The sequence below is a fragment of the Microvirga pakistanensis genome (assembly GCF_004458765.1).
In the GTDB taxonomy this organism is placed as follows: domain Bacteria; phylum Pseudomonadota; class Alphaproteobacteria; order Rhizobiales; family Beijerinckiaceae; genus Microvirga; species Microvirga pakistanensis.
The window spans coordinates 279,357-305,481 of record NZ_SPJX01000012.1; the positions used below are offsets into that span (position 1 = coordinate 279,357).

Annotated in this window: 21 protein-coding genes and 1 pseudogene; 7 read left to right on the forward strand and 15 right to left on the reverse strand. The window is 62.7% G+C overall.

Going from position 1 to position 26,125, the window contains the following annotated elements; translation table 11 throughout:
- Positions 1 to 138 precede the first annotated feature (138 nt).
- Entirely contained in the window at positions 139 to 1,557 is a 1,419-nt protein-coding gene (locus E4K09_RS01375; protein WP_134494505.1) for an MmgE/PrpD family protein, read from the reverse strand.
- 198 nt (positions 1,558 to 1,755) lie between these two features.
- Between E4K09_RS01375 and E4K09_RS01380 the strand changes: the two genes are divergently transcribed.
- On the forward strand, positions 1,756 to 2,391 hold the full coding sequence (locus tag E4K09_RS01380) for an FCD domain-containing protein (protein WP_166802092.1): 636 nt from the start codon (positions 1,756 to 1,758) through the stop codon (positions 2,389 to 2,391).
- An 83-nt stretch (positions 2,392 to 2,474) separates the two neighbouring features.
- On the opposite strand, the gene E4K09_RS01385 is transcribed toward E4K09_RS01380, so the two are convergent.
- From E4K09_RS01385 to E4K09_RS01400, 4 genes are all read right to left on the reverse strand, one after another.
- Positions 2,475 to 4,196 carry an ABC transporter permease gene (locus tag E4K09_RS01385; protein WP_134494509.1) on the reverse strand — a complete coding sequence of 574 codons (1,722 nt, stop codon included), beginning with the start codon at positions 4,194 to 4,196 and terminating at the stop codon, positions 2,475 to 2,477.
- 46 nt (positions 4,197 to 4,242) lie between these two features.
- A complete protein-coding gene (locus E4K09_RS01390) occupies positions 4,243 to 5,301 on the reverse strand; it encodes an ABC transporter substrate-binding protein (protein ID WP_134494511.1) in 1,059 nt (352 codons plus the stop codon).
- Positions 5,302 to 5,313: 12 nt separating this feature from the next.
- Positions 5,314 to 6,378, reverse strand: coding sequence for an ABC transporter ATP-binding protein (locus E4K09_RS01395; RefSeq protein WP_134494513.1), 1,065 nt, complete (start codon positions 6,376 to 6,378; stop codon positions 5,314 to 5,316).
- A gap of 233 nt (positions 6,379 to 6,611) precedes the next feature.
- Positions 6,612 to 7,310 carry an FCD domain-containing protein gene (locus E4K09_RS01400; RefSeq protein WP_134494515.1) on the reverse strand — a complete coding sequence of 233 codons (699 nt, stop codon included), beginning with the start codon at positions 7,308 to 7,310 and terminating at the stop codon, positions 6,612 to 6,614.
- A 149-nt stretch (positions 7,311 to 7,459) separates the two neighbouring features.
- On the opposite strand from E4K09_RS01400, the gene E4K09_RS01405 reads away from it, so the two are divergent.
- A complete protein-coding gene (locus E4K09_RS01405) occupies positions 7,460 to 8,824 on the forward strand; it encodes an MmgE/PrpD family protein (RefSeq protein ID WP_134494517.1) in 1,365 nt (454 codons plus the stop codon).
- Positions 8,825 to 8,926: 102 nt separating this feature from the next.
- On the opposite strand, the gene E4K09_RS01410 is transcribed toward E4K09_RS01405, so the two are convergent.
- The 7 genes from E4K09_RS01410 to E4K09_RS01440 all read right to left on the reverse strand — a co-directional run bounded on the left by E4K09_RS01410 (position 8,927) and on the right by E4K09_RS01440 (position 17,111).
- Positions 8,927 to 10,318 carry an MmgE/PrpD family protein gene (locus E4K09_RS01410; RefSeq protein ID WP_134494519.1) on the reverse strand — a complete coding sequence of 464 codons (1,392 nt, stop codon included), beginning with the start codon at positions 10,316 to 10,318 and terminating at the stop codon, positions 8,927 to 8,929.
- A gap of 71 nt (positions 10,319 to 10,389) precedes the next feature.
- Positions 10,390 to 11,904 carry a tripartite tricarboxylate transporter permease gene (locus tag E4K09_RS01415; RefSeq protein ID WP_134494521.1) on the reverse strand — a complete coding sequence of 505 codons (1,515 nt, stop codon included), beginning with the start codon at positions 11,902 to 11,904 and terminating at the stop codon, positions 10,390 to 10,392.
- A gap of 58 nt (positions 11,905 to 11,962) precedes the next feature.
- Entirely contained in the window at positions 11,963 to 12,448 is a 486-nt protein-coding gene (locus E4K09_RS01420; protein WP_134494523.1) for a tripartite tricarboxylate transporter TctB family protein, read from the reverse strand.
- 36 nt (positions 12,449 to 12,484) lie between these two features.
- On the reverse strand, positions 12,485 to 13,450 hold the full coding sequence (locus E4K09_RS01425; protein WP_134494584.1) for a Bug family tripartite tricarboxylate transporter substrate binding protein: 966 nt from the start codon (positions 13,448 to 13,450) through the stop codon (positions 12,485 to 12,487).
- Positions 13,451 to 13,609: 159 nt separating this feature from the next.
- Complete coding sequence (locus tag E4K09_RS01430; RefSeq protein WP_244610303.1) at positions 13,610 to 14,368, reverse strand: SDR family oxidoreductase; 759 nt, start codon at positions 14,366 to 14,368, stop codon at positions 13,610 to 13,612.
- 278 nt (positions 14,369 to 14,646) lie between these two features.
- Positions 14,647 to 15,735 (reverse strand): AbrB family transcriptional regulator, encoded by a 1,089-nt coding sequence (locus tag E4K09_RS01435; protein ID WP_166802093.1) that lies wholly within the window; start codon positions 15,733 to 15,735, stop codon positions 14,647 to 14,649.
- Positions 15,732 to 17,111: an MmgE/PrpD family protein gene (locus E4K09_RS01440; protein ID WP_166802094.1), complete on the reverse strand. Its 1,380-nt coding sequence runs from the start codon at positions 17,109 to 17,111 to the stop codon at positions 15,732 to 15,734. The genes E4K09_RS01435 and E4K09_RS01440 overlap by 4 nt, the downstream gene beginning before the upstream one ends.
- Positions 17,112 to 17,359: 248 nt before the next feature.
- Between E4K09_RS01440 and E4K09_RS01445 the strand changes: the two genes are divergently transcribed.
- Positions 17,360 to 18,736 carry an MmgE/PrpD family protein gene (locus tag E4K09_RS01445; protein WP_134494531.1) on the forward strand — a complete coding sequence of 459 codons (1,377 nt, stop codon included), beginning with the start codon at positions 17,360 to 17,362 and terminating at the stop codon, positions 18,734 to 18,736.
- Between the two features lie 153 nt (positions 18,737 to 18,889).
- Positions 18,890 to 19,570, forward strand: coding sequence for a GntR family transcriptional regulator (locus E4K09_RS01450; RefSeq protein ID WP_134494533.1), 681 nt, complete (start codon positions 18,890 to 18,892; stop codon positions 19,568 to 19,570).
- A gap of 44 nt (positions 19,571 to 19,614) precedes the next feature.
- On the opposite strand, the gene E4K09_RS01455 is transcribed toward E4K09_RS01450, so the two are convergent.
- On the reverse strand, positions 19,615 to 21,237 hold the full coding sequence (locus E4K09_RS01455; RefSeq protein WP_134494535.1) for an ABC-F family ATP-binding cassette domain-containing protein: 1,623 nt from the start codon (positions 21,235 to 21,237) through the stop codon (positions 19,615 to 19,617).
- 295 nt (positions 21,238 to 21,532) lie between these two features.
- Here E4K09_RS01455 and E4K09_RS01460 point away from each other — a divergent pair, with 295 nt between their 5' ends.
- Positions 21,533 to 23,164: an alpha-D-glucose phosphate-specific phosphoglucomutase gene (locus E4K09_RS01460; protein WP_134494537.1), complete on the forward strand. Its 1,632-nt coding sequence runs from the start codon at positions 21,533 to 21,535 to the stop codon at positions 23,162 to 23,164.
- Between the two features lie 24 nt (positions 23,165 to 23,188).
- On the opposite strand, the gene E4K09_RS01465 is transcribed toward E4K09_RS01460, so the two are convergent.
- Positions 23,189 to 23,602, reverse strand: a complete 414-nt coding sequence (locus E4K09_RS01465; protein ID WP_134494539.1) for a VOC family protein — start codon at positions 23,600 to 23,602, stop codon at positions 23,189 to 23,191.
- A 347-nt stretch (positions 23,603 to 23,949) separates the two neighbouring features.
- Here E4K09_RS01465 and E4K09_RS01470 point away from each other — a divergent pair, with 347 nt between their 5' ends.
- Positions 23,950 to 24,330: a hypothetical protein gene (locus E4K09_RS01470; protein ID WP_134494541.1), complete on the forward strand. Its 381-nt coding sequence runs from the start codon at positions 23,950 to 23,952 to the stop codon at positions 24,328 to 24,330.
- Here E4K09_RS01470 and E4K09_RS01475 read toward each other — a convergent pair.
- Complete coding sequence (locus tag E4K09_RS01475) at positions 24,270 to 25,388, reverse strand: LacI family DNA-binding transcriptional regulator (protein ID WP_134494543.1); 1,119 nt, start codon at positions 25,386 to 25,388, stop codon at positions 24,270 to 24,272. The two genes, E4K09_RS01470 and E4K09_RS01475, sit on opposite strands and share 61 nt — an antisense overlap.
- A gap of 326 nt (positions 25,389 to 25,714) precedes the next feature.
- Here E4K09_RS01475 and E4K09_RS01480 point away from each other — a divergent pair.
- Positions 25,715 to 26,125: pseudogene (locus E4K09_RS01480) on the forward strand (ATP-binding cassette domain-containing protein); the annotation flags it as partial.

The following is a 26,125-nucleotide window of genomic DNA, read 5'->3' on the forward strand; positions in this document are numbered from 1 at the left end:
TCCGGCCACGCAGCCTTTGATCTTTGATGATCTGATCTTGGTATGAAATGAAGCGCCGGACCTTCGCGGGTCGCGGCGCCGTGTTCGAGGCCCGGCAAAGCCGGGCCTCTTATCGCTGACCGGTGACGCGGCGGATGCTCAGTCCTTCACGCGCAGCCGGCTTGTCAGCTGCTCGATGGACTTGAGCGACTCAAGATCGCGAACCATGGCGACGACCTCTTCCGCCTGCTGACGGGGGAAGCGGGCGAACTCGGCGCATTCGCGGAACTTGTCGGCCACCTCATCATAGGACATCGGGTTCGACGGACTGCCCTTGCCGAAATCCGCTCGGCCGGAAATCTTGCGCCCGTCGGCGAGCTCGATGTCGATGATCGTCGTCATCTTGTGGTAGCCGGCATTCTCGGCTTCGTCGTCGACGACGAAGTCCACCTTCTCGATCATCGCCTGCACGTCCGGACGCAGCACCACCTCATCCGTGAACTCGTTCAATCCGGCTCTTCCCTCCAGGAGGAGAATGGCCATGCAGAACTCCATCGAGAACTTGGCCTGGAGTTCATTGGTGGGGCGGTGATGGATCAGGGCATTCGGCATGTTCGAGTTGGTGCCGACACGAACCCGTTTGACGTCTCCGGCACGGATCCCGTTCTCACGGATGAGCCTGAGCATCTCGGTCATGCCGGGATGCGTGAGGGAGCCTGACGGATGCGGCTTGATCGAGACTCCCGGCTCAGCGAAGGTCCAGGGCGCACCGAGCTTGCCCACGATAGCGTTGGCGTCGAAGCCTCCGCCTGCCGCGCGGAAGAAGCCTCTTGGCGCCTCAAGGATCTTGTCCGTCGCGGTCCATCCATAATTCGCGAACTGGGCAGCTGCGACGCCGCTCTCGGACGAGCGTCCCGCATGGAACGGCTTCGTCATCGTGCCGAAGTTCTCGCGAAGGCCCGCCGATTGGCTTCCCGCGATCGACAAGGCCCTGTTCGTGGTCTCGGCGTTCAGGCCCATCAGGCGCGAGGTCGCCGCAGCGGCCGCGAAGGTGCCGCAGGTCGCCGTTGCATGGAAGCCGGTCTGGTAATGGCGCGGATTGATCGCTTCGGCGATCTTGCACTCGACCTCGACGCCGAGATGGTAGGCCAGCATGACGGAGCGGCCATCCGCGCCGACCATCTCGCCGACCGCCAGAGCAGCCGGAAGCGCAGGCGCGGTCGGATGCGTGAGAAGCCCATAGACACGGTCGGCCGCGACCGCGAGCTGGGTGTCGTCGTAGTCGTCGGCATGGACTCCCACGCCATTGGCAAAGGCGGCGAACCGGGGAGCCACACGCAACGAGGTGCCAATCACGGTCGACGGGCCTTCGCGGAGCCCCAGATCGGCGAGATGGCGGCGGACGAGTTCACCTGATTTGGCAACCGAACCGGAGAGCGCGAGCCCGAGACCGTCGAGAATGGACTTCTTGCCGAGATCGACGACGTCCTGCGGCAGATCCGCCGCGTCCGTGTTGCAGATGAAATCGGCGACATACCACGTGAGAGCGCGCTCTCCGGTTTCGACCTTCGTGTCCATACTCTTCCTTCCCTTGTGCTGACCCTGAAGGGTCTCTGAGCCCGTGAGCATTTTGCATTCATTGTTTATTGTCAACAATCTTTTGCGGACTGGCATTGGAATGCGGTATCATTTAAAGGGGTGCGCAACAGATGGTGGTGGACGATGGACTCGACTTTAGATCCAGGATTGGGGCTGCGGATCCGGCGAACGGAATCCTTGACCTCCCTTATCCGGCGCGAACTCGAACGGATGATTGAAATTGGCGAGCTCAAAGCCGGTGATCGCCTCAACGAGAACGCTCTTGCGGCCAAGCTCGGCGTGAGTCGCGGGCCGGTGCGGGAGGCCTGCCGCGGGCTCGAGCAGAGCGGCCTCGTTCATGTCATCGTCAATCGCGGCGTGTTCGTCCGGGAAATCAGCAACCGTGAAGCGGCCGAGCTCTACGACATTCGCGCTTCACTGTATGCGCTCGCAGGGCGGCTCCTCGCACCGAAGATCACCAAGAAGCAGGTCGCGGAGCTGCGCCGCATGACCAGGCGGATGGAGGAGGCCGCCGAAAAGGACGAGCTCAACGTCTTCTATCCGCTCAACGTGCGCTTCCATGAGGCGATCGTGGAGTTCAGCGGCAACGGGCGGCTCCTCAGCATGTGTGCGTCCGTTCATCGTGAGATGCACCTGTTCCGTCGCCGAACCCTCGACATGCCGGGCCGCATGAAGATCTCGAACGCCGAGCACACAGGCATCGTCGATGCACTCGAGGCCAAGGACAGCGAGAAGGCCGCCAGGCTGATGGCGGACCATGTTCTGAAAAGCCGCGAACTGCTTTTCGGTCCGATCGGTACGCCGGCCGACTGAGCCCGAAGGGCGCAGTCGGCCGGATNAGAGTGGAGCATCGGATTGGAGCCCAAAGGTGGACTCCACTTTTCACCTCCGATGCTCTAGCGCGCCACCGGCAGACGCTGTCCTCCCAGCACGGGAAGCCTGTTGGCGATGATGACGACCGCGAAGGAGATCACGAGCAGCATGATTCCGAGGACGGAGATCGCGCCGAGGTCGCCGCTCTCGTTCAGATCATAGATGATGACGGAGACCAGCTTGGTCTCTGACGTGGTCAGCAGGATCGTGGCTGAGAGTTCTCGGATGGTGCCGATGAAAACGAAGCACCACGTCGCGATGACGTTGGAGCGCAGAAGCGGAGCCGTAATCAGACGCAGCGTCGTCATTCGGTTTCCGCCCAGGATGCGGCTCGCCTCCTCCAGTTCGGGATGCACGCTTTTGAACGCCGACGACAATTGCTGGTAGCCTGCCGGCATCTCGATCGTCAGGAAGGCGATGAGAAGGATCCAGAGAGTTCCATAGAGCATCAGGCTCGGGTTGGAATAGCTCAGGAACAGACCCACGCCGAGAACGATCCCCGGGACTGCCACCGGCGCCGTCGCCAGATAGCCGAGCACCTGACTGCCGGGTACCGATCTGCGCGTGACCAGATAAGCGATCACGAGAGCGATGGCGGTGCCGATGGTCGCGGTCAGAAAGCCCAGCAGAAAGGTGTTGCGCAGCGCGAGCTGCGTGGCGGAGAACTCGAAGAACACGAAGTTGACGTGGTGAAGGGTGAAGCTGCTCCAGGTAAGCGGCTCGGCAACCGTCCGTGTCAGAGCCGTTTTCAGCAGGGCCGCATAGGGCAGCAGAACGGTCAGCAGAAGCACGGTGACGACAAAGGCAATGGCAAGCCACCGCCAGCGGCCGAGCTTCGCGATGCGAGGATCGCTGTTCTTGCCGCCGAGAGTCGTGTAGCCGCGACGGCCGAGGATTCGCGCCTGCCCCCAAAGCAACAACACCGTAACGATGAGCAGCGGCAAGGCTGCAGCTGCGGCGAGGCCCGGTTTCGGCGGATACTGGAAAAGACTCCAGATCTTGGTGGTGATCACATGGAAGCCGGCCGGAAGCGCGATGATCGCAGGCGAGCCGAACATGGTGAGCGCCTGAAGGATCGCGATCATCGTCCCCGCCAGGATGGCCGGGAGCACCAGCGGAATGGTCACGCGCCGCAGGGTCACGGAGAGCCGTCCACCGAGCATGGATGACGCGTCTTCCAGATCGGACGGCACACGCTCCAGCGCGTTCACCACCAGGGTGAAGATGTACGGGAACGTGTAGCACGCGATGGCGAAGACCAGGCCCTCGAAGGTGTAGATATCGACGAGGTATTCATAAGGTTGCAGCCCGAAGAGGCTGCGATAGGCCACGTTGATGAGGCCGCTGTTGGGGGCCGCCAGGATCTCCCAGGCGATCGCCCCGAGGAAAGGCGGCGTCACGAATGACGCCGTCACGAGAGCCCGGATGGCCGTCCTTCCGGGCAGGTCGGAACGAGCGACCAGCCATGCGAGCGGCGTGGCGATGATGCAGGAGAGCACCCCCACGCCGAGCGCCATTCCGAGCGCCGTCAGGAACGGACGGCGCAAGGTCGGATCAGTGACCAGGGACGAGAAGTTAGCCAGGGTGAACTGGCCATTCTGATCCAGGAAACTGTAGTAGCCGAGCCAGAACAGGGGCAGCACGACAAGAAGGCTGAGCACCAGCACCAACACGACGAAGATCGGTCGGGACAGGTCGATGCGTCCGCGCCGTGCCGGCATCGGAAGAGAGATCGAGACGTTCATTCACTGCTCCGGAAGTCTAACCCGCACTACTACAGAGGATCGATGATCAGGTGCCGAAATTGACCTCGTACTTCTTCTTGATGTCCTCGATCATCGGCTCGAGCTTCACTGGATCGGAGTAGAGGATCTTGATCTGAGACAGTGGCGTGCGCCCCTCCTTCTCCTTCACCTCCGGATGGAACGAGCGCAATCCGCCCTCGTCGCTGATCAGCTGTTGCGTCTCACGAGAGAACAGGAAGGCGTAGAAGAGCTTCGCGGCATTCGGATGAGGCGTATTCTTCAGAATACCCGAATGCCCGATCGCGATCGGCGTACCTTCCGTTGCGTAGACGATCTCGACGGGAACGCCCGTCTCCTTGAGCATGAACATGTTGTATTCATTGCCATCGGCCATGACGGAGCGCTCGCCCTGAGCAAGCTTCTTCGGCGGTTCGGTGGAGGATTGCACCTGCATGATCCGCTGCTTGGCGAGTTTTTCGAGATACTCCCAGCCGAGAGCCTCGCTCAGGGCATGGGTTCCGGTCATGATCGTCCCGCTGTAACCCGGATGGGCCTTGACCATACGATTGCGCCATTTCGGATCGAGCAGGTCCGCATGGCTCTTGGGTGCTTCCTCCTTCTTCACCTGGCTCGTGTTGTAGCCGATGACGGACAGGTGAGCGCGATAGGCGGCGAAATGACCGTCGGGATCCTTGGCCGCGGCCGGCCAGGACTTGGCGACATCGGTCGGAACGGCCTGCTGCAGCCAACCCTGCCGCTTGAACAGGATGAAGTGAACGGCGTCGGAGGTTTCGATCACGTCGGCCTTGTGAATGCCTGAGCCGTATTCCTGGCTGATGCGCTGGAAGACGCGTTCGGCGCCGGACCGTTCGACCTGCACCTTGATGCCTGGATACTTCGCTTCGAAAGCCTTGCCGACCTTCTCGGCAACCTGCACGTCCGTGGCCGTGTACCAGACAACCGCGCCTTCCTTCTTCGCGGCGTCGATCATCTCCTGGTTGGGCTCGTAGGGCGCCGGTGCTTGCGCCCAGGCGGTCCCACCGGCACTGAAGAGCGCGAGACTGCTGACGAGCGCTCCATGCAGAACTGTTCTACGATTGATCATGTCTTTCCTCCCTCAATGTGCGAGCGCGCGGCAATGCTCCAGCGGAAGATGGAGCCAAACCGATTGCCCTTGGGGGACCGCGATATCCGCCGGAGTGACCGTGCGGATCGTGTCCCCGTTCCTCAGCGTGACCAGATAGTCGCGGTGAGATCCGAGATAGACCTGACGGGTGACCGTTCCAGGCACCCAATTCGTTTCTCCGGCCGCCGGAGCGGCGGTGGCGATATTGATGTCGTGGTGGCGAATGGCGACCGAGGTTTGGCCTTGAGCGGCAAAGTCGCCGCTTCCGCAGCGCAGCACGACGCCGCCGACGTCCACCGCGTCTCCGGGCAGGCGGTCGCCTTTCAGAACGTTGGCGCCTCCGATAAACCTGGCGACGAATTCCGAACGTGGCCGCTTGTAGATGTCCTCAGGGGAGCCGGCCTGCTCGATGCGCCCCTGGTTCATCACGACGATCAGGTCGGCCGTGGTCATGGCCTCCGATTGATCGTGGGTGACGTAGACGGTGGTGTACCTGTACTGGTCGTGCAGGCGCCTGATCTCGAAGCGCATCTCCTCGCGGAGATTGGCGTCCAGATTGGACAGGGGCTCATCCAGAAGCAGCGTCTCGGGCTCCACCACGAGAGCGCGAGCGAGCGACACGCGCTGCTGCTGACCGCCCGACAATTCGCCAGGATAGCGGCCTGCAAGAGGCTTCAACTTGGCAACATCGAGAATCGCCTCGACCCGTCGGGTGATTTCCTCGCGCGGCATCTTCCGAAGCCGTAGCCCATAGGCGACGTTCTCGAACACGGTCATGTGGGGCCAGAGCGCGTAGCTCTGAAAGATCATGGACATGTTGCGCCGCTCGGGCGGCTCGCTGCGTCCGGGCGACGAAACAATGCGCCCCCCTACCCTGATCTCCCCGTCGGTCGGCTCGACGAACCCGGCGATGAGGCGCAGTGTCGTGGTTTTCCCGCAGCCCGAAGGGCCCAACAGACAAACCAGAAGTCCTTTGGCGATCGCAAGGTTGACGTCGTTGACCGCAAGATGTCCGCCGTACTTCTTGGAAAGACGCGTAAGCTCAACGTAGCTCATCTCACCTCCCTGTTGTGCCGGTATCCGGCCAGCACCTCTTGGGGCGCCCTGGAATGGGAGCTTCATGGACGCATGCCGGATTGTCAACAATTTACTTTTCGCAAAGATCGCCTAAATGCACTCACTTGGCTCGATGGGCGCGAAGAATTGAACGCGGAAGCTCTGCCGGGACCGGACATTGCGGCTCGACCGGGTTGGGGCATTTCTCGAACGAAAAGCGTGAAGACAGCGATTCAGTTTGTATTGGAAAGCGCATCTTCCGCTTTCACGACGCTCAGCAGACGATCGCGCGCTGAAGTGACATGTCGGCAATGTGCTTCATGAGACCAGACCGGATCTCGCGCTGCAACGGCCGACAACATCTCGCGGTGCTCCGTGTTGGAGACCGTGAGTCCTCCACCCTGCACAAGACTGCGGGCCCGGAACAGGTGCAGCTTCTTGACGAAGGTGCGGTATTGCTGGGCCAGCATGGTGTTGCCAGCAGAATCAACGATGAACTCGTGGAATGCCAGATTGAGCGGATAATACGCTTCGAAGTCCCGCCGCTTGGAGGCTTCCTCCATCTCAACCACGAACCTGGTCAAGCGCTGCAATTGATCCTCGGTGATCCGTTCCGCCAGGAGTTTTCCGGCCAGGCCGAACAAAGCGGATCGGACCTCGTACACTTCCCTCACCTCCTGCACGGACAGGCGGCGAATGAAGGAGCCCCGGTTTCTGATCGAAACCACAAGCCCTGTGCCCTCCAAGGCGCGGATCGCCTCACGAATGGGACCTCGGCTCGTTCCAAGCTCCGAGGCCAGCTTGTTCTCGTTGATCCGTTCACCCGGGGCGAAACTTCCATTGAGGATGAGACGCTCGACCTCGCGCTCCACGGCAGCGGCGAGGGAAGAGGTTCGAAGGATTCCCAATTCTTCGGAGATGGAAGTCGTCATGAAATGATATACCTCTGACCATCAGGAGTCGGCCTAATGAATGTACAGCATATTTTCGTTAACTGTTGACAATTTTTTCTGAACGCTCCATCACCCAAAGAGCACTCCCTCGCAACCATACCTCCCGGGGTTCTGGAGAAAAACGGAAAATGGATTCTGCAGTCATCGACCAAACGAAGGTCACGCAAGTTCTCGCGAACTTTGTTGTCAGCTCCAAGCCCGACGATATCGCTGAGCCTGTCTACACGGAAGCGACCCGCTCGTTCCTGAACTGGGCGGGCTGCGCCGTCGGCGGCTCGATTCACGACACGCTCGACCGCACGCTCGCCGCCATCCGTCCCTTCGCCGGCGAAGGCCAGGCGACCGTTCTTGGCCGAGGCGAGAAGCTGGATCTGCTCCACGCAGCATTGCTGAACGGCATTTCCTCGCACGTGTTCGACTTCGACGACACGCATCTCAAGACGATCATCCACCCTGCAGGCCCCATCGCGTCGGCCCTTCTCGCTCTGGCCGAAACCCGCCCCATGAGCGGTCGCGAGTTCCTCCACGCGTTCATCCTGGGCGTCGAGGTCGAGTGCCGGATCGGCAACTCCGTCTACCCAGAGCATTATGACCGTGGATGGCACATCACCGGCACCGCAGGCGTCTTCGGCGCGGCCGCGGCTGCAGGCAAGATCCTCGGCCTGAGCCGCCAGCAGATGACCTGGGCCCTCGGTATCGCGGCGACGCAATCATCGGGCCTGCGCGAAATGTTCGGCACCATGTGCAAGCCCTTCCATCCCGGACGCGCCGCCCAGAACGGCTTGCTTGCCGCTCACCTCGCCGCCCAGAACTTCACCAGCTCCGACCGCGGCATCGAAGCTCCGCGCGGTTTCGCTCATGTGCTGTCGACGAAATTCGATCCCGCCGAGATCACCGAGAATCTCGGCGAGACGTGGGAAATCTCGCTCAACACCTACAAGCCCTTCGCATGCGGCATCGTCATTCATCCGTCCCTCGACGGCTGCATTCAGCTCCGGAACGCCCACGGACTGAAGGCCGATGATATCGCCTCCATCGAGCTGAAGGTCCATCCCCTGGTTCTTGAGCTGACAGGCAAAACCGAGCCGCGGACGGGTCTCGAGGGCAAGTTCTCGGTCTACCATTCCTGCGCTGCGGCCATCGTCTACGGCCGCTGCGGAGAGCATGAATATGCCGACGAGGTCGTGGCTGATCCCAAGATCGTCGAGCTGCGCCGCAAGGTGCGGGCCGAGGCGGAAAAGGGCATCCACGAGGATCAGGTGAAGGTGAAGATCACCACGACGGACGGCAAGGTCCATGATCTTTTCGTCGAGCATGCCATCGGCAGCTTGGGGCGTCCCATGAGCAACGAGGAACTCGACCAGAAGGTGCGCGACCTGTGCGAGCCGGTTCTCGGAGCTGCCGGAACGGAACGCTTCATCGCCCTGTGCCGTGATGTTGCGAACGCTCCGTCGCTTGCGGAGATCATCAAGGCAGGCGTCCCGTCACGGTAACATCAAACAGATGGAGCAGGCCTCCCGATCGGGCGCCTGCTCCTGACGATCCTTCGTGATCGAGGAAGGAGCGCGGGCGACATACCCGCGCTCCTTTCATGATCAAGCCCGGAACTTCTCGATCCCGGCAAGGCTCGAAGCGTCGAACAGACGGTTGCACCATCGAGCCAAGGCGTCGGCCTGGGCATCCGTCCAGCCTCCGAACAGCGCATTCGCCCGGAACTTCGTGAGGATTTCGTCCCGGGAGAGAGGCTCGCGAGCACCGCCCCGCATATGAGGCTGGCGCGCGCTGTGGACGCTTCCGTCCCGGAGCGTGGCAATCACGGTACCGGTGTAATTCTTCGGGTACTCGTCGGTGGGATCGATCTCGTATCTGACCTTCGCGGCGAGGGCCAGAATGTCGGAATCCGAGATCTTCTGTTCGGTGAATTGTCCGAGGCCTGCCGCCTTGTCGACGAATCCCACCGCGACGCCGAACGGCACGCTGAACTTCGCGGAGTACGGGGTGGACGGGCGTCGCTTCTCAGCAAGAGGCTCCCACAATCTGTGAACGGTGCCTTCGCCGACCTTGCAGAGAACGTCCTCGATCTGCTCGGCCTTCACTCCTTCGCGCGCAAGACGGATTGCGCAGTCGATGAAAGGCTGCACCATCGTGCCGCAGGCATAAGGCTTGAAGGCGATGCGTGCCGCCTTCCAGTCACGGCCGAGATCGGCGGTGATCCGCGAATGATCCGGCGCAATCTCGGGAACGCCGAAGGCGTAGAAAAAGCCGTGCTCGCCTTCGAAAACGGTTCTCGGCCCCTTGAACCCTGCGCGGCCGAGGGCCGCGGCGCGCAGGCCCGCCTGCGCGGCCCAGCCAGGATGGATGCGCTTCGTCCATGTTCCCTCGGCAAGGTATTCGATGATGCCGGAGGCGAAGCTCGCGGCGATTCCCAATGCGTCGACGAACTGGGTTGGAGGCAGACGCAGCGCCGTGCTCACGCCCGCAGCCGCGCCGAGCGCTCCGATGATGGCCGTGGGATGGAAGCCTGCCCGGTGCTGAGCCGTCGGCGCAACGATGGCCATGCGGCACATGAGCTCCGCGCCAACAGCGATGCCGCGCAGCGCATCGGCGCCTGTTCTTCCGTGGCGCTCGCAGGCGGCGAGGACGGCCGGCACGATGACCGCGCTCGTGTGGACGGGCGTGCCCTCGAACGTATCGTCGTAATCCTCGCCATGGGACGCGGTTCCGTTGATCAGAGCCGCCCCGGCCGCATCATAGCCGCGCGCATGGCCGAACGCCGTGCAAGATCCCTCGCCTTCCCAAGCCGAGACGATGGCTTGAACATACTCTTCGTTGCGTGCGGAAACAGCCAGACCGGCATGGTCGATCAGCGCCGCCGTCGCCGTGTCTCTGAGATCCTGTGGAAGAGCAGCATCGTCCAGTGCCGAGGCCCAGGCTGCAAACTGCTCCGCGATCGCCTGCCCCGGCGGTGGCGTGTTTTCCTTCGCCATACCAATTCTCCATACGGTTCCAAATAAAAACGGCGCCTTCTCCCCTGAGAAGGCGCCGTGCTGATGCCGCCTTAATGGGCTGGAGCTTCCTCCAGCTTGACGGGATTTCTGATTCGACGGATCTCTCTCCATGCGGACAGACCGATGATGAGCGCCGCGCAGGCGAGCAGACCCAGGCTGACGCCATCCTGCAGGAAGACCATGTGATCGCCGTTCGTGATCAGCAGCGCACGCCGATAATTCGACTCGATCATGTAGCCCAGGACGAGACCGAGGATGAGCGGCAGAGTCGGGAAGCCGAACTTGCGCATCACGAAGCCGACGACGCCGGCGATCAGAACGACTCCCAGATCGAAAAGGCTGTGATCGATGGAATAGACGCCGGAGACCACAAGGCCGAAGATGGCGGCCATGAGATACGGCTTCGGGCGTCTCACCAGCCAGATGCACGGTGTCAGGATCACAGTACCGATCAGGAACATCAGGATGTTGGCCGTGAACAGACCGCCGAAGAGACCGTAGACGATCTCGGGATTGGTGGTGAACAGCAGCGGCCCAGGCTGCAGGCCGTGGATCAGAAACCCGCCGAGAAGAATCGCGGTCGAGTTCGATCCGGGAATGCCGAAGCTCAGAGTGGGAACGATGGCCGTTGCGGACACGACGTTATTGGCCGTTTCCGGCGCAATGACGCCCTCTTCCGATCCCTTGCCGAATTTCTCGGGCTCCTTCGACCAGCGACGCGCTTCATTGTAGGAGAGGAATGCCGCAACCGAGCCGCCGCCCCCCGGGATCGCTCCCTCGACGGCGCCCAGCACGCATCCGATACCTTGTGCCCTGCGCAAGCGCCACAGGGTCGACAGGCTCGGAAGCCTCAGGCGCGTGTTGCCCTCCACCGGCTTCGTACCCTCCGTCCAGCGCTCCTCGCCCGCTTGCACCATGAGCTCTGCAACGGCGAAGACGCCGAGCATGATGAGGATGAAGTGAATTCCCTCGAGGAGGTTCGGATTTCCGAAGGTGAATCGGCTCACGCCGGAAATCGGATCCGTACCGACGGTCGCGATCATCATGCCGAGCACGCCGGCGATGAGACCCTTGAGAAGGGCGCCTTCCGACAATGATCCGATGATGCTGATTCCTAAGATGCCCAGCGCGAAATATGCCGGCGGGGTGAAGACCAGGGCAAGGCTCGAGAGAGGCTCCGTCAGCGTCGAGAGCAGGATCAATCCGAACAGGCCCCCGATGGTGCCACCCACGAGAGACAGTCCAAGCGCCTCGCCGCCCCGTCCCTGACGCTGCATCTCGTATCCGTCGATCACGGTTGCGGCGGCGGAATTCGTGCCGGGCGTGCGGATCAGAATGGCCGGGATGGAACCGCCATATTCCGCACCCACGTAGACGGCTGCGAGCAGAACCACCGCGACGAGCGGCGGCAGGTTGTAGGTGAAGGGCAGCAGAAGAGCCATAGCAATCGAAGGCGAAATGCCCGGGAGCGCTCCTCCCAGAATGCCCCAGGTCACGCCACCGATCGCGGCCAGCAGCACGGGCATCGACGTGACAGCCTGCCAGCCGTAGTAGAGGCCTTCCATCTGAATGCTCCATAAAACTCGATGTAAGGGTGCGCTCGCTTCAGGCGAGCGCTCATAATCAGCCGATCAGACGCGGCCAGAAGCCCGCCGGCAGGGGCACTTCCAGAACCTGCACGAACAGCAGGTAGAAGAAGACGGAGCCCACGACGGCGAACAGGAGAGCGCCGACCGTAGGGCGCTTGCCGTTGTAGATAGCGACCGTCAGCAGCAGCAGGGCAATCGTCAGCATGTAGCCGAGATAGGAGACCAGCGCGAGATAAGCGGCGCCGATCGCGACCATGCCGAACCCTCTCAGATAAAGGGAGAGTTCCTCGCGCTTCTTCTCACGGCTCACGCTTGCCGCGGCCGACACAGTCCGCATCATCAGAAGCGTCTGGGCAATGAGACCAGCCGACAGAACGCCGAGCGCAATCGCCAGCATCTTCGGAAGCCCGTCAGCCCCCACGCTTCCGCTGAGGCGGCTCTTCGGAATCGCATCCGCGCCAAGCCAGAAGACGACCGAAAAGATCAGGAGAAGGAGTCCTACGATCAGATTTCCGCGCATGATGTCTTTCCCGAAGAGCGTCAGTTTTTGCCGGGATCACTCGTTCGTGATGCCGTACTTCGTGAAGAAGGCTTTCTGCCCTTCGGCGAACTCAGCCGTGAACTTCTTGTACTCTTCCTGGTTCATGTAGTCGGGCACGAGAGCATCCCTTTCGTACATGGCCTTGAACTTGGGGTCTTCGAGCACCTTCTGGGCTGCGTCCTCCCAGGCCGCCACGACTTCGCGCGGCAGGCCCTTGGGGCCTGCGATGCCACGGAATTTGCGCACGACCAGGTTGATGCCCTGTTCTTTTGCCGTCGGGACATCCGGGAACTGCTTGAGGCGCTGATCGGTGTAAGTGGTGATGAGGCGGATCTTCTTGGCGTCGATCTGACCGCGCAGCTCAGCAATTTCACCGATGCCGACAGTGGATGTTCCGTTGAGCACGCTGAGCATCACGTCACCGCCGCCATCATGCGTGATGATGGTCACTTCCGTGCCTGTTTCGGCTTTGAACTGCTCCATGACCTGACGGTCCAGGGAGCCGGGCGTGCTCACACCGACGCGCACCTGGTTGGGGCGCTTCTTGGCGTCCTCGACCACGTCCTTCAACGACTTGTAGGGACTATCCGCGCGGACGAAGACGATTTGCGGATCCTGGAACAGGTTCACGACGGGGTCGAGGTCCTGAAAGGTCTTCTCAGGCTTGCTGAGCAGCGAGGTGTTGATGTAGCTCGGCGTCGTTCCATAGAAGACGCTGCCGTCGGCCGGCGATCCGGCGAGATAGGCGATCGCCTTAGCGCCGGCGCCGCCGCGCACGTTCTCGACCACAAAGGTCACGCCCATGATGGGCGAGAGATACTTGATCATCTCGCGCAGGAAGACGTCCGTTCCTCCACCCGGGCTGGAATGGGTGACGAGCTTGACGGTCTTGTGCGGATACTCTGCCGCGAGAACGGGCTGCGCCAAGAGGCCGACGGTCGCCAGGCCCACGCAAAGTGCAGTCTTGATCTTGGAAATCATCACGGATTCCTCCTGGGGTTCATGGGAGCCGCCTTGAAGGCGGTCTGTTGGTCGGCGAGATTTTTGCCAACTGTCGACAATTTGCGGAGTACACATTACTCCCCTGCAGAACGCAAGAGCCATTGCCGAAATTTGTGCCGTTACGTCACGCTCATGCGCTTACGGCATGAAGAGCCCACCATTCACGTGAATGGTTTGGCCTGTAATAAAGCCTCCAGTCGGCAGGCACAGAGTGCGTACGACCTCAGCGACGTCTTCCGGTGCGCCCTCATGGCCGACCAGAGGCTGGCCTCCACCCGGGAGAGAGACGCTGTGCCCGGAAGTCTCCGAGCGCTTTCCTCCGATCTTGCCGGGGGCAACGCAATTGACGGTGATTCCATGTTCGGCGAATTCCACGGCGAGCGCACGCGTAAGGCCTGTCAGCCCGCTTTTGGCAGACGCCACATGGGCGCGATTGAAGGCGCCCGTATGAGCGCTGACGCCGCCGATATTGATGATGCGGCCGTACTTCGACCGGACCATGTGGGGCAGGACGGCGCGGGAGCCGAGGAACGCACCCTCGAGAATGACGCCCGTGATCTCGCGCCATTCCGAAAGCGACATGTCCGTGAAGGGGACTTCGCGTCGAATGGCAGCGTTATTGATGAGGATGTCGACGCGTCCAAAGGCCTTGATCGTCGCCGAGACCAGTCCCGCCACGGCGCCCTCGTCCGTGATGTCTGCCAAATGAACGATGGCCCGCCCGCCAGCCTCTTCGATCTCGCGCGCGGCAGCCTCCGCCTCCTCGCGGGAGGACTTGGCGTTGATGACGATGGCCGCACCCTCCTGGGCCAGCGACAGGGCGATCGCCTTGCCGATGCGGCGCACCCCCCCAGTCACGATGGCGACCTGCCCTTCAAGAAGTTTACTCTGCGCCAAGGCTCTCTCCCCGTTCCGCTTCATTCAGCGGCAGATTGATGTTCACCTTGCAGGTCACGTTTGGCACGGCCTCGCCCGGACGTGACACGCAAGGGAGGATGTGGATCTTCCACAGCCCCTGATCGGCACTTGAACGCGGCAGCCCGCCAAAGTGCCGACAGTTTATTGTATACAGAAGTACACGCTGCTGAGCAGGGGTCAAGTCCATCCATTGGGTAAGATACGATGTCACGACCCCTCGCCCGGGCTCGTCGTGACACTCACGTGGGATCTGGTCCTCATCGCGACAAAGGGCGCCGCATCAACAACGCTACACCTGAAAAGAGCCCTATCCACTTGAAGAAACGATAAAAATACGACGTGAAGGCATTCACGAGAAACGCACGTATGACATGAAAGGCGATCACGAGAGCCACGTTGAGATGGAGAACCTGCGCCGTTAGAGCCATTTCCGCCATGCCCCCCGGCGACGAGCCGAGCGCCACGCTCGCAAGGTCGATCCCGGTGACGGCCGCCAGCAGCCCGGCATAGGCGAACAGCAGGGCTGCCAGGAGCAGCGTGAACAAGGTGCTGACGACAAAGATGCGCGGGAGGCGGATAAGGCTCTCACGTCGGAACCGGGCGCCGATCGACAGCCCGATCAGGAATTGCCCTGCCGCAAACAGGACACCTGGTATCCGCCCGGTCAGCAGCCCTGAGGCGGCGACGATCCCGGTGCCGAGGATGGCCCCAACGGTCCAGGGATTATTGAAGCGAAGCAGTCTCGTGACCATCACGCCGGCCAGTCCGGCCAGGAGTGCCGCCCCGACCTGAAGCCAGGACAGCGGCACCTGCGCGGCTTGGTTCATCAGCCCCCCATCGATCCCCAAAGCGAGGATGAGAGGCGGCATGAGACATACGAGCAGGGCGACGCGCAGCGCTTGCGAGACGGCAATCGGCTCGGCTTCGGCCCCTTCGGACACCCCGATATTCGCCATCTCGGAGAGGCCGCCCGGGGTCAGGGAGAAATAGGCGGTCTTGTGATCGATCTTGCTGGCGATGGACATCGGCACGGACAAGGCCGCCGCGAGAAAGATCGCCACCAGCGCCGTCACGATCATCCACGGAGCCCACATGGCGATGACGCCGACGGCGGCTCCGGTGATGTTGAGGCCCACGCTGGTGCCGACGATGGCCTGCCCGAGACGGCGCCCCAGAGTCGGGGCGAACACGGGATAACCTGCAATGGACGTCAATGCCGTGGCGATCAAGGGGCCGAGAACCCAGGCGAGAGGCACATGGGCATAGGATGCCGCCGCCCCAAGGCCTGCGGCCAGCGCAAGACCGGGAATGACCTGCCATGACGGGACGAAGGGGGCAGACTTCATACGCATTGGCCCAACAGATCGCCGACATTCTCCAGGGTCTCGAAGCGCCAGACCGCGTTGCGCACCCGCGCCGCCCTGTCAATCCCGATGACCGGCCCCGCGTTCGCCAGGAACTTGTCTTCGATGGCCGCGTCCGACATTGGATTGTCGACCGTGCCGCTCGCATGGACCACCTGATGCTCGTACCGCTCGCCGTTCTGCAGCACGACGGCGGCCCATGCCTGATCCTTTCCAAGGCTCTCATCCGTCCTCACATGGACGATCTCCCGCACGGCGACGACCTTGGGATCGCGGGCGCGCTCATCCGTGTACTGCGCGATCCCGGCGGCGCGATCCAGGAATGCGACCGCCGCCGAATGGGTGAGACTGAACTTCGACTTGAGACCCGTCTTGGGATCCGCGACACCGGTAATCGAGACAGCCAGCGGATTGACCCGCAGCTCGATGGCGGCGACCCGATCCGTTTCAGGCACTTTCGTGCCGAGCGCAATCATCGCATCGATCGCTGGATGAAGAACGACTCCGCAGGCGTAAGGCTTGTGCCCGTTGCGCGCGATCTCCCAACGCTCGCCCAGTTGATCGAGAATGAGATCCGGCTTGGCCACATGGCTGTAGATCCGGCAGAACCCGCGCTTCCCCTCAAGGATTTCATCGGAGCTGTCGAAGCCCTTTTGCGCGAGCAGCGCGGCGAGAAGCCCGCTCGATGCCGCCTTGCCCGCATGGAACGACTTGCACATGGTTCCCCTGTTCTGCTGCATGCCCGCCGCCTGGGTTGCTGCAATGCCCAGCGCATGAACCATCTGCTGCGAACTGAGCCCGAGAAGTTTTCCGGCGGCCGCACCCGCAGCAATCGAACCCAGGGTTCCGGTCAGATGCCATCCTCCGGCGTGATGGGCAGGCGCTCCCTGCCCTGCTCGGACCCCAGCCTCGAAGCCGACCGCGTAAGCCAGAAGGAAATCCCGTCCGCTGACGGCGTGCTTTTCCGAAAGGGCGAAGAGTGCGGACAGGATCGGTGAGCTGGCGTGGAGAACGACACCACCCATGTGAGTATCGTCGAAGTCGAGCACATGCCCCATCTGTCCGTTGGCGATCGGCGCCTCGAGCAGTCCGAGCTTCAGGTGACGTCCGAGGACCGTGGCGCGCGGAGCCCCCCCCACCTCCTCGAGCACTGAAAGCAGCTTCGAAATCGTCGGGTGCCGGCTTCCCGCGAGGGCGCAGCCGATCCAATCGAGAATGCCGCGGCGGCCTGCATGGATGGCCGCCTCGGGCATGCTCTCGAAAGTGGCTGCGGCCAGGAATGCGCACAGATCCTTCGTGACGTTCAGATCAAGGGCCGCAGCCCCATAATCGGCTTGAGATGCCAGCTGGCCGCTCATGGGCGTGTCCTCCACAGGTACCATCAGGAAAAGCGCTCTTCCGCGTCTTGTCTTCATTTGAATACATTAGTATTCATAAGATACATTCGCGATGCGGGTAAATACGAAAATCACGTTGGCCGCGATGGGCGCGCAGGCCGGCGAAAGGGACGGCCCATCTTAGGGAAGCCGAGGCACCCAAGCTCTGCGCTGCCCCATTCCGCTCCTGCCAAGCCCGCCGACTAGGCCGACAATGGGAGGACCGCCTCATGCCTGACCTGTCCAGCACCGAAGTTTCGCCCGAAAGCGCGGTTCTCTCGGACTACATCGCCGGCACCCTCGACCGGGATCTGCCGGCCGAGGTGACGCTCAAGACGAAATATCATGTTCTTGACACACTTGCGGCGATCCTGTCGGGCTCGCGTCTCAGGGCCGGTCGCCTGGCTGCTTCCTATGTCGCCTCCACGGGCGGCAATCCTGAAGCGACGGTGATCGGGACATCCCTTGTCCTGCCGGTCGGAAGCGCAGCTCTGGCAAACGGCATGGCGGGCCATGCGGACGAAACCGACGATTCGCATCTCGCCGGCCGGTTTCATCCCGGTTGCGGCATCGTTCCCGCAGCCTTCGCCATCGCCGAGCAGCACGATCGCAGCGGACAGGATCTGCTGCGTGCTGTCGCTCTGGGTTATGACATCGGCGCTCGGACCACGATGGCTCTTGGCTTCAGCCGTCCGGATACCGCTCGTCACAGCACCCACAGCCTGGCTCCCGCGTTCGGGGCCGCTGCGGCGGCAGCCGCGCTCCTGCACTTCGAGCCGATCCGGGTGCGCCATGTCCTGTCCTATTCGGCCCAGCAAGCCTCAGGAATTCCGTTCTGGCAGCGCGACAAGGAGCACGTGGAGAAGGCCTTCGATTTCGGCGGAATGGGCGCCCGCAACGGCGTGGCGGCCGCGACCATGGTGGCCGCCGGGTTCTCGGCCGTGGACGATCCTTTCTCGGGCAAACACAACCTGTTCACCGCCTTCGGCGAGAACCCTGACCCCTCCCGCCTCACCGAGGACCTGGGGTCCCGCTTCGAGATCATGCGCGCGTCCATCAAGAAATGGTGCGTGGGCTCTCCGATTCAGGCGGTGCTGGACGCAACCACGATCCTGATCGAAACACACGGCCTGAAGGCAGAACATGTCAGGCGCATGGTGATCACGATGCCGGACGATCGCATTCACATCGTCGACAACCGGACCATGCCGGACGTCTGCGTGCAGCACCTTGCGGCCCTGGCGCTCGTCGACGGCACGATCACGTTCGAGAGCTGTCATGACCGCGAGCGGATGAGCGATCCCGCCGTTCTGGACATCCGCCGACGGATCGAGCTGGTTCCGAGTTCAGACCTGACGGTCGCCACCCCGGCGCGACAGGCCATCGTGGACATCGAGACGGCTGACGGCCGTCACCTTCGCCACCATGCGAAGGCCGTTCGCGGCACGCCGGAGAACCCGATGGAAGTCCATGAAATCCAGGCAAAGGCTCTTGATCTCATGACGCCGATCATCGGCTCCAACCGCGCGACCGAGCTGATCGATCGAATCCTCAAGCTTGAGGAACTCCCGACAGTGCGCGATCTACGTCCGTGGCTTGCCGTCTGACGCCCCTAGAGATCGGCACCTTCCAAGGCGCACCCATCATGGCGCGCATTGTTGACGACGGCATGTTATATCCAAAGGTATCCAAGAGGACACCCTGGCCAAGCGGCACCTTCTTTGCTTCATAGGAACAGGGCATCAACCACGGGAGCGTGGATGTCGGGTCAAGTACAGAATGGCTTGGAGCTTGTCGACCGGGATACCGGGATCCCTCTGAGCGAGTCCGTCTTCCGCTCGCTGTGCCATGCTTTGCGGGCGGGCATCTATCGCCCCGGGGACCGCCTCCGGGAGGAAGAGGTCGCTCAGCGGCTCAAGGTCAGCCGGACACCGGTCCGGGAGGCTCTCGGGCGCCTAATGGCAAAGGGCCTCGTGGAACCTGCCGGAGGCCGCGGTCTCATCGTCCGCAGCCTCGACATGGCCGAGGTGCTCGAACTCTATGCCATGCGTGAAATTCTTGAAGGCGCGGCCGCTCGCCTGGCGGCACAGCATGCATCGCCGCCGGAGATCGACGCCCTCAGGGATCTGGAGCAGTCCTTCGAGGCACATCTCGACGATGCCACCGAGATGGCCCGGCTCAACCGGGTGCTTCACGACACGATCGTGCGGGCCGCGCGCAACCGCTACCTCGACATTGCCCTGCAGGAGCTTCAGGACGGGATCTCGCTTCTCGGTCCGACGACTTTCAGCGTGGGAGGGCGCCCCTCGACGGCCGCCGAGGAGCACCGGGCCCTGATTGAGGCCATCGCGGCACGGGACGCCGATCGGGCCGAAAGGCTTGCGAGATCGCATATCCAGGAGGCCCTGCGCTCCCGGTTGAGGCTGATGCAGGGCCGCTGAGCAGCTTCTGGGATGGCTCGGGCCTGTGCCCTCCCAACCGGTCTTCAGTGCCGAAGGCCTGGTGCCTCCTGGCCGGTCCGCGCCACATACTCGGTGTAGCCACCGCCATATTGGTGGATGCCGTCGGGCGTGAGTTCCAGGACGCGATTCGACAGGGCAGCCAGGAAGTGGCGGTCGTGCGAAACGAAGAGCATCGTGCCCTCGTAGCGCGACAGCGCCTCGATCAGCATTTCCTTGGTCGCCATGTCGAGGTGGTTCGTGGGCTCGTCCAGCACCAGCAGATTCGGCGGATCGTAGAGCATCTTGGCCATCACGAGGCGCGCCTTCTCGCCGCCTGAAAGCACACGGCACTTCTTCTCCGCATCGTCGCCCGAGAAACCGAAGCAGCCCGCGAGGGTGCGCAGCGAACCCTGCCCCGCCTGCGGGAACGAATCCTCGAGAAACTCGAACACTGTCCTGTCGCCGTCGAGCACCTCCATGGCATGCTGGGCGAAATAGCCCATCTTCACGCTGGCTCCGATGGTGACCGTTCCCTGGTCGGGCTCGGCGGTGCCTGCGACCAGCTTCAGGAGCGTGGACTTGCCGGCACCGTTGACCCCCATGACGCACCAGCGTTCCTTGCGGCGCACCGCGAAATCGAGCCCCTCATAGATCGTGCGGCCGCCATAACGTTTGTGCACGCTCTTGAGGCTGATCACGTCGTCGCCCGAGCGCGGCGCGGGCAGGAACTCGAACGCGACGGACTGACGGCGCTTGGGCGGCTCCACGCGCTCGATCTTCTCCAGTTTCTTCACCCGGCTTTGCACCTGCGCCGCATGCGAGGCGCGGGCTTTGAAGCGCTCGATGAACTTGATCTCCTTGGCGAGCATGGCCTGCTGGCGTTCGAACTGCGCCTGCTGCTGCTTCTCGTTAAGGGCACGCTGCTGCTCGTAGAACTCGTAGTCGCCCGAATAGGTGGTGAGCGAGCCGCCGTCGATCTCGATGATCTTGTTGACGATTCGGTTCATGAAGGCGCGGTCGTGCGAGGTCATGAGCAGCGCGCCTTCGTAACCCTTGAGGAACTCCTCGAGCCAGATCAGGCTTTCGAGGTCGAGGTGGTTGCTCGGCTCGTCGAGGAGCATCGCATCGGGGCGCATGAGGAGGATGCGGGCCAGCGCCACGCGCATCTTCCAACCGCCGGAAAGACCCCCGACATCGCCATCCATCATCTCCTGGCTGAAGCCGAGACCGGCGAGCACCTCGCGGGCGCGGCCTTCCAGGGAATAGCCGTCGAGCTCCTCGTAGCGTGCCTGCACCTCGCCGTAGCGCGCGATGATTTCGTCGAAGTTCCCGGCCTGGTCCGGGTCCGCCATCGTGGTCTCGAGCTCCTTCAGCTCGGCCGCGACCTCGCTGACAGGACCCGCCCCGTTCATGACTTCGGCCACGGCGCTGTGGCCTGCCATTTCGCCGACATCCTGGCTGAAATAGCCGATGGTGACGCCGCGATCGACGGAGACCTGGCCCTCGTCCGGCTGCTCTTCCCTAGTAATCATCCGGAAGAGCGTCGTCTTGCCCGCGCCGTTGGGACCGACCAGACCGACCTTCTCCCCCTTCTGGAGGGTCGCGGATGCCTCGATGAAGAGAATCCGGTGGCTGTTTTGCTTGCTGACGTTTTCGACGCGAATCATGGACCTTGGCCTGGAGCAGTTGCGGCGGCCTTATGGCACGGCTCGCTCCTGCGGACGAGAGTCCCGTGCCGGGCAAATTGTCAGGGGCTCGCGCGGCAGGAAGGTTCCGGTTCTCAACGATGCCTCCCCGAGAAAGGCCGCCCAGGTTTGATGATAGGATCTTCATCTTACCTTCATCTCGGCAGTGGCATCTCACCCGTACGACCCTAGAATGGGCTCCTGACCCATTTTCAAAGGCCGTGAAGTCTCCAAGATCAGGCCGCCCAGAACCGATTTGAGGAAGTGGCAAGCACCGATGGCGATCACCCGCGTTCCGACAACCCCGTTTCCCGATCAGCGCCCCGGCACATCGGGACTGCGCAAGAAGGTGAAGGTCTTCCAGCAGCCGCGCTATGTGGAGAACTTCATCCAGGCGATCTTCGACACTGTGGAAGGGGCCGAAGGTTCGACCCTCGTCATCGGCGGCGACGGGCGCTTCTTCAATGAAGCCGTGGTGCAGGTCGCGCTCAGAATGGCCGCCGCCAACGGCTTCGGGCGCATTCTCGTCGGGCAGAAGGGATTGCTGTCCACCCCGGCGGCCTCATGCGTGATCCGCAAGCACAAGGCCATCGGCGGCCTGGTGCTCTCGGCCAGCCACAATCCCGGCGGACCCGAGGGCGATTTCGGCATCAAGTTCAACATGTCCCACGGCGGCCCCGCACCGGAATCCTTCACGGAAGCCGTGTTCAAGCGCGCCAGCGCGCTCACGGAATACCGGATCGTCGAGGGGGCGGACATCGACCTCGCCCGCCTCGGCGAGACCAAGATCGGCAGCACCATCGTTCAGGTGATCGACCCGGTGGCGGACTATGTGGAGCTGATGGAGCGGCTCATCGACTTCAACGCCATCAGCGAGCTCTTCCGCTCGGGTTTTCGCATGCGGTTCGATGCGCTCAACGCCATCACCGGTCCCTATGCCAAGGCCATCCTCGAAGGCCGCCTCGGCGCGCCGGCCGGAACCGTGGTCAACGGCGAGCCGAAGCCCGATTTCGGGGGCCACCACCCCGACCCGAACCCGGTCCACGCCCATGACCTGATGGAGCTGATGATGGGCCCGGATGCGCCGGATTTCGGTGCAGCCTCCGACGGTGACGGCGACCGCAACATGATCGTGGCCCGCGGACTCTTCGTGACGCCGAGCGACAGCCTTGCGATCCTTACGAGCCACGCGCATCTGGCCCCGGGCTATGCACAGGGCCTTTCAGGCGTGGCGCGCTCCATGCCGACGAGCCGCGCCGCCGACCGGGTGGCGAAGAAGCTCGGCATCAATTTTTTCGAGACGCCCACCGGCTGGAAGTTCTTTGCCAATCTCCTCGATGCAGGGCTGATCACGATCTGCGGCGAGGAGAGTGCGGGCACCGGCTCCAACCACATCCGTGAGAAGGACGGTCTCTGGGCCGTGCTGCTCTGGCTCAATGTCCTGGCGGTCACGAAGAAACCTGCGGACCAGATCGTGCGCGAGCACTGGGCCGCTTACGGACGCGACTACTACACCCGCCACGACTACGAGGAGCTCGAGACCGCACCTGCCAATACGTTGATGGATGCGCTGCGCGCCAAGCTCGCGACCCTTCCCGGCCAGCGCTTCGGGGAGCTGACGGTGCAGGACTGCGACGACTTCGCCTATACGGACCCGGTCGATCAATCCGTCACGCCGAAGCAGGGCATTCGCATCCTCTTCCGGGAGGACGCCCGTGCCGTGTTCCGCCTGTCGGGCACCGGCACATCGGGCGCGACCCTGCGGGTCTATCTCGAACGCTTCGAGCCGAACCCGGACCGCCACAGCCTGCCGACGGCGGAGGTGCTGGCGCCGGTGGTCGAGGCCGCGAACGCCATCGCGGAGATCGCTGCGCGGACCGGCCGCAGTGAGCCGAGCGTCATCACGTAAGGTCAATCTGCCCGCTTTGGGCGATCAATAGGTCGCCCAAAGCCCGGGCGTCGCCAGCTCCAGCACGTGTCCATCAGGGTCGTGAAAATAGACGCTGGTGCCGCCGCGCGGCCAGGTTACCCTGCTGGCGATCGGGATCCGGCGCTCGCGCAGCCTCTGTTCCCAGGCCGGCAGGTCCTCGGCCGAGATGGCGAAGGCCATATGAAGCGGTCCGTATCCGTCGTGACCAGGAATGGTCCCTCCCGGTGTCGGCATATCCTGAGTGGATCCGCCGCGTAGGAACAGGAGCAGCACGCTTTGTCCACCCACGTCGAATGCGCACATGCGCTGGTTTTCGAGCAGGAGCGGCAATTCCAGGTCCTCAGCGTAGAAGGCCCTGGAGCGCCCCAAGTCGTCCACATAGAGGGCCGTCTCGAGAACAGAATGAAGCGTGGGCATTGCGGCGGCTCGCGCATCGATGCTGGGTCGGTCTGAGGCCTTCATTCTAGGTGCACCCGCCCCCCCTTTACAGGCCTGGACCACTCGAAAGGTGAAAAATTGGGCAGCGATGTTGACCTTTTAATCTTGCGATCTTTTTGAGCAGCCCTTACATATTGCAGTGCAGCACGGCGATTGGCGTCGCAGTGCCGCTGCCCTTCTTGGGCGTTTCCTCCCTAAACTTCGGGCCGCTGGCAACAGCGGCCTTTTTTCTTGTTTCTGGAGAGGGTTGGGCGTGGAGCGCGCTTCCCAGGAACCTCCCTCACTCCCGGTGGTTTTCCCACCAATGGAGCCCCGGGAGAGTTTCGATGTCCACCCGCTCAGACGACCCCAATCACACCGACATTCCACGGACGCATACCATCAAGCCGATGGATGCCCCACCCAGGAATACGGGCTCGACCTCGGCGCAATTGAAGGGCGACATCAACAGCGGGCGCACGGGTGACAAGAACGAGGTGTTCGATCCCGGATTGTCCCCTCTCGGGACCGATGACGAGGCGGCCGGCTTCTCGCCGCACCCGGATCAGGTGGATCTTGCCCGTCACCAGGAAGGCACCGAGCGGTGGAAGAACGGTGCCGATAGGGACAGCTACGCTCATCAGCACTCGCGCAAGGCCCTGTATGCCTATGTGGGCTTCATCGCGATCGTTCTGATGCTCTTCGCCGGCGCCTTCTCCCTGTTCTGAGGTGGCGCGACGCTGTCTCGAACGACGAGTTCAGTCTCGAGGCGAATGCGCTTGGGCGACGGACGGCCCTGCAGGAGGTCGATGAGGACGGCGGCTGCCGCCTGCCCCAATTCCCGCCGCGGCTGGCGAATCGTGGTCAGGGCAGGCTCGGCGACGGCGGCAAATTCGATATCGTCGAACCCTGCGACCGAAATATCCTCGGGAACCCTCAGCCCCTCCGACAGCAGCGTGCGCATCAAGCCGATCGCCATCTCGTCGCTGGTGCAGAACACGGCTGTCGGACACGTCGCGAGGGCCGCGAGATTCTGTCCCGCCATGATTCCCGATGCGATGGTGTAGTCCCCCGGAAGCACCAGCGCAGGATCGAAGCGGAGCCCGGACGCCTCCAACCCCTCCCGATATCCAAGGAAGCGTTCCCGCTCGAGGATGTTGTTTGGCGGTCCGCTCACGTAGGCGATGCTCCGATGGCCCAGCGACGCAAGATGCTGCGTCATGCGGCTTGCTGCAGCGCGGTTGTCGATCTCGATCTGCGGAATGTCGGCCGAGGGAATCGCCTCGCAAAGGGCTACGAGCGGGATGCCGGTCTTCATGGGCATGCCCTCTCCGTCGCGGCTCTGTCCGAACAGATGACCATTGAGGAGAATGGCGCCATCCACACGCCCCGCCGCCGTGAAGGCTGCAAAATGCGCCTCCTTCTCAGGCGAGCCGTCGAGATCGCTGATGATCATGCCGTAGCCTGCCTCGAACAATCTCTCCTCGATACCGCGCAGGATCTTGGAGAAGAACGTGTTCGACAGGTCGGGCAGGACCACAAGAACCATGTACGTTTTCTGCGAACGGAGCGAACGCGCCGCCGGATTGGGCACGTAACCGGTCTTGGCAATGGCCTCCAGGACGCGGGCACGCGCCTCCGGCGATACCCGCTCGGGTGAGGCCAGCGCGCGGCTCACGGTCGCGGTCGAGACGTCGGCGAGCTTCGCCACGTCCTGGATGCGCACCGTACGGCCAAGGGAAACACCGTCCTCGTCCGGTCTGCTTGAAGGCCCTCTCTCGTCCATGATCCTCCCCTACCTTTGTTCTGTTTGACAGATGCTGTCGTTGCGGTAAAGTTCTGATGTAATCGTTTACATGGCCGCATTGCCAAGCCCGGCATGCTTCCAGAGCGATCATCCAAGTCCCGCCAGAGGACGTGTCGAAAACCGGAGGAAACGAATGCCAGCACGCGCTTCATTCTGCTGACCGCTTCTCCTCGTATATTTGAGCCGACGCTGCCGCAACTGCGCCAGCGAATGGTAGCGTTTACCTGGAGCCGCGCATGGATCCCGTTCTTCGCGCAGAGAACATCTCGAAATCCTTCGGGCCCATCGAGGTCTTGAGCGGCATTTCGCTCGAGCTGCGACCCGGGGAGGTTCATGCGGTCATCGGCGAGAACGGCGCGGGCAAGTCCACCCTCATGCGCATCCTCTCGGGTCATCTCCCGCCCACCAAAGGTAGCCTATCTCTCCACGGGCAACCGACCGCCTTTTCAGGTCCGGTGGAGGCGGAGCACCACGGCATCGTTCTCGTTCATCAGGAGATCCTCCTCGCAGAAGACCTGACAGTGGCGCAGAACCTGTTTCTCGGCCGCGAGATCAAGCGCTTCGGCTTCGTGGACGACAGGACCATGCGCGAGCGCACGCGCGGCATCCTGGCGGAGCTCGGCACGCGGATCGATCCGGATATCGAGGTTCGACGTCTCTCCATCGCCGACCGCCAGCTCGTGCAGATCGCCCGTGCGCTGCTGGTGCCTCACAAG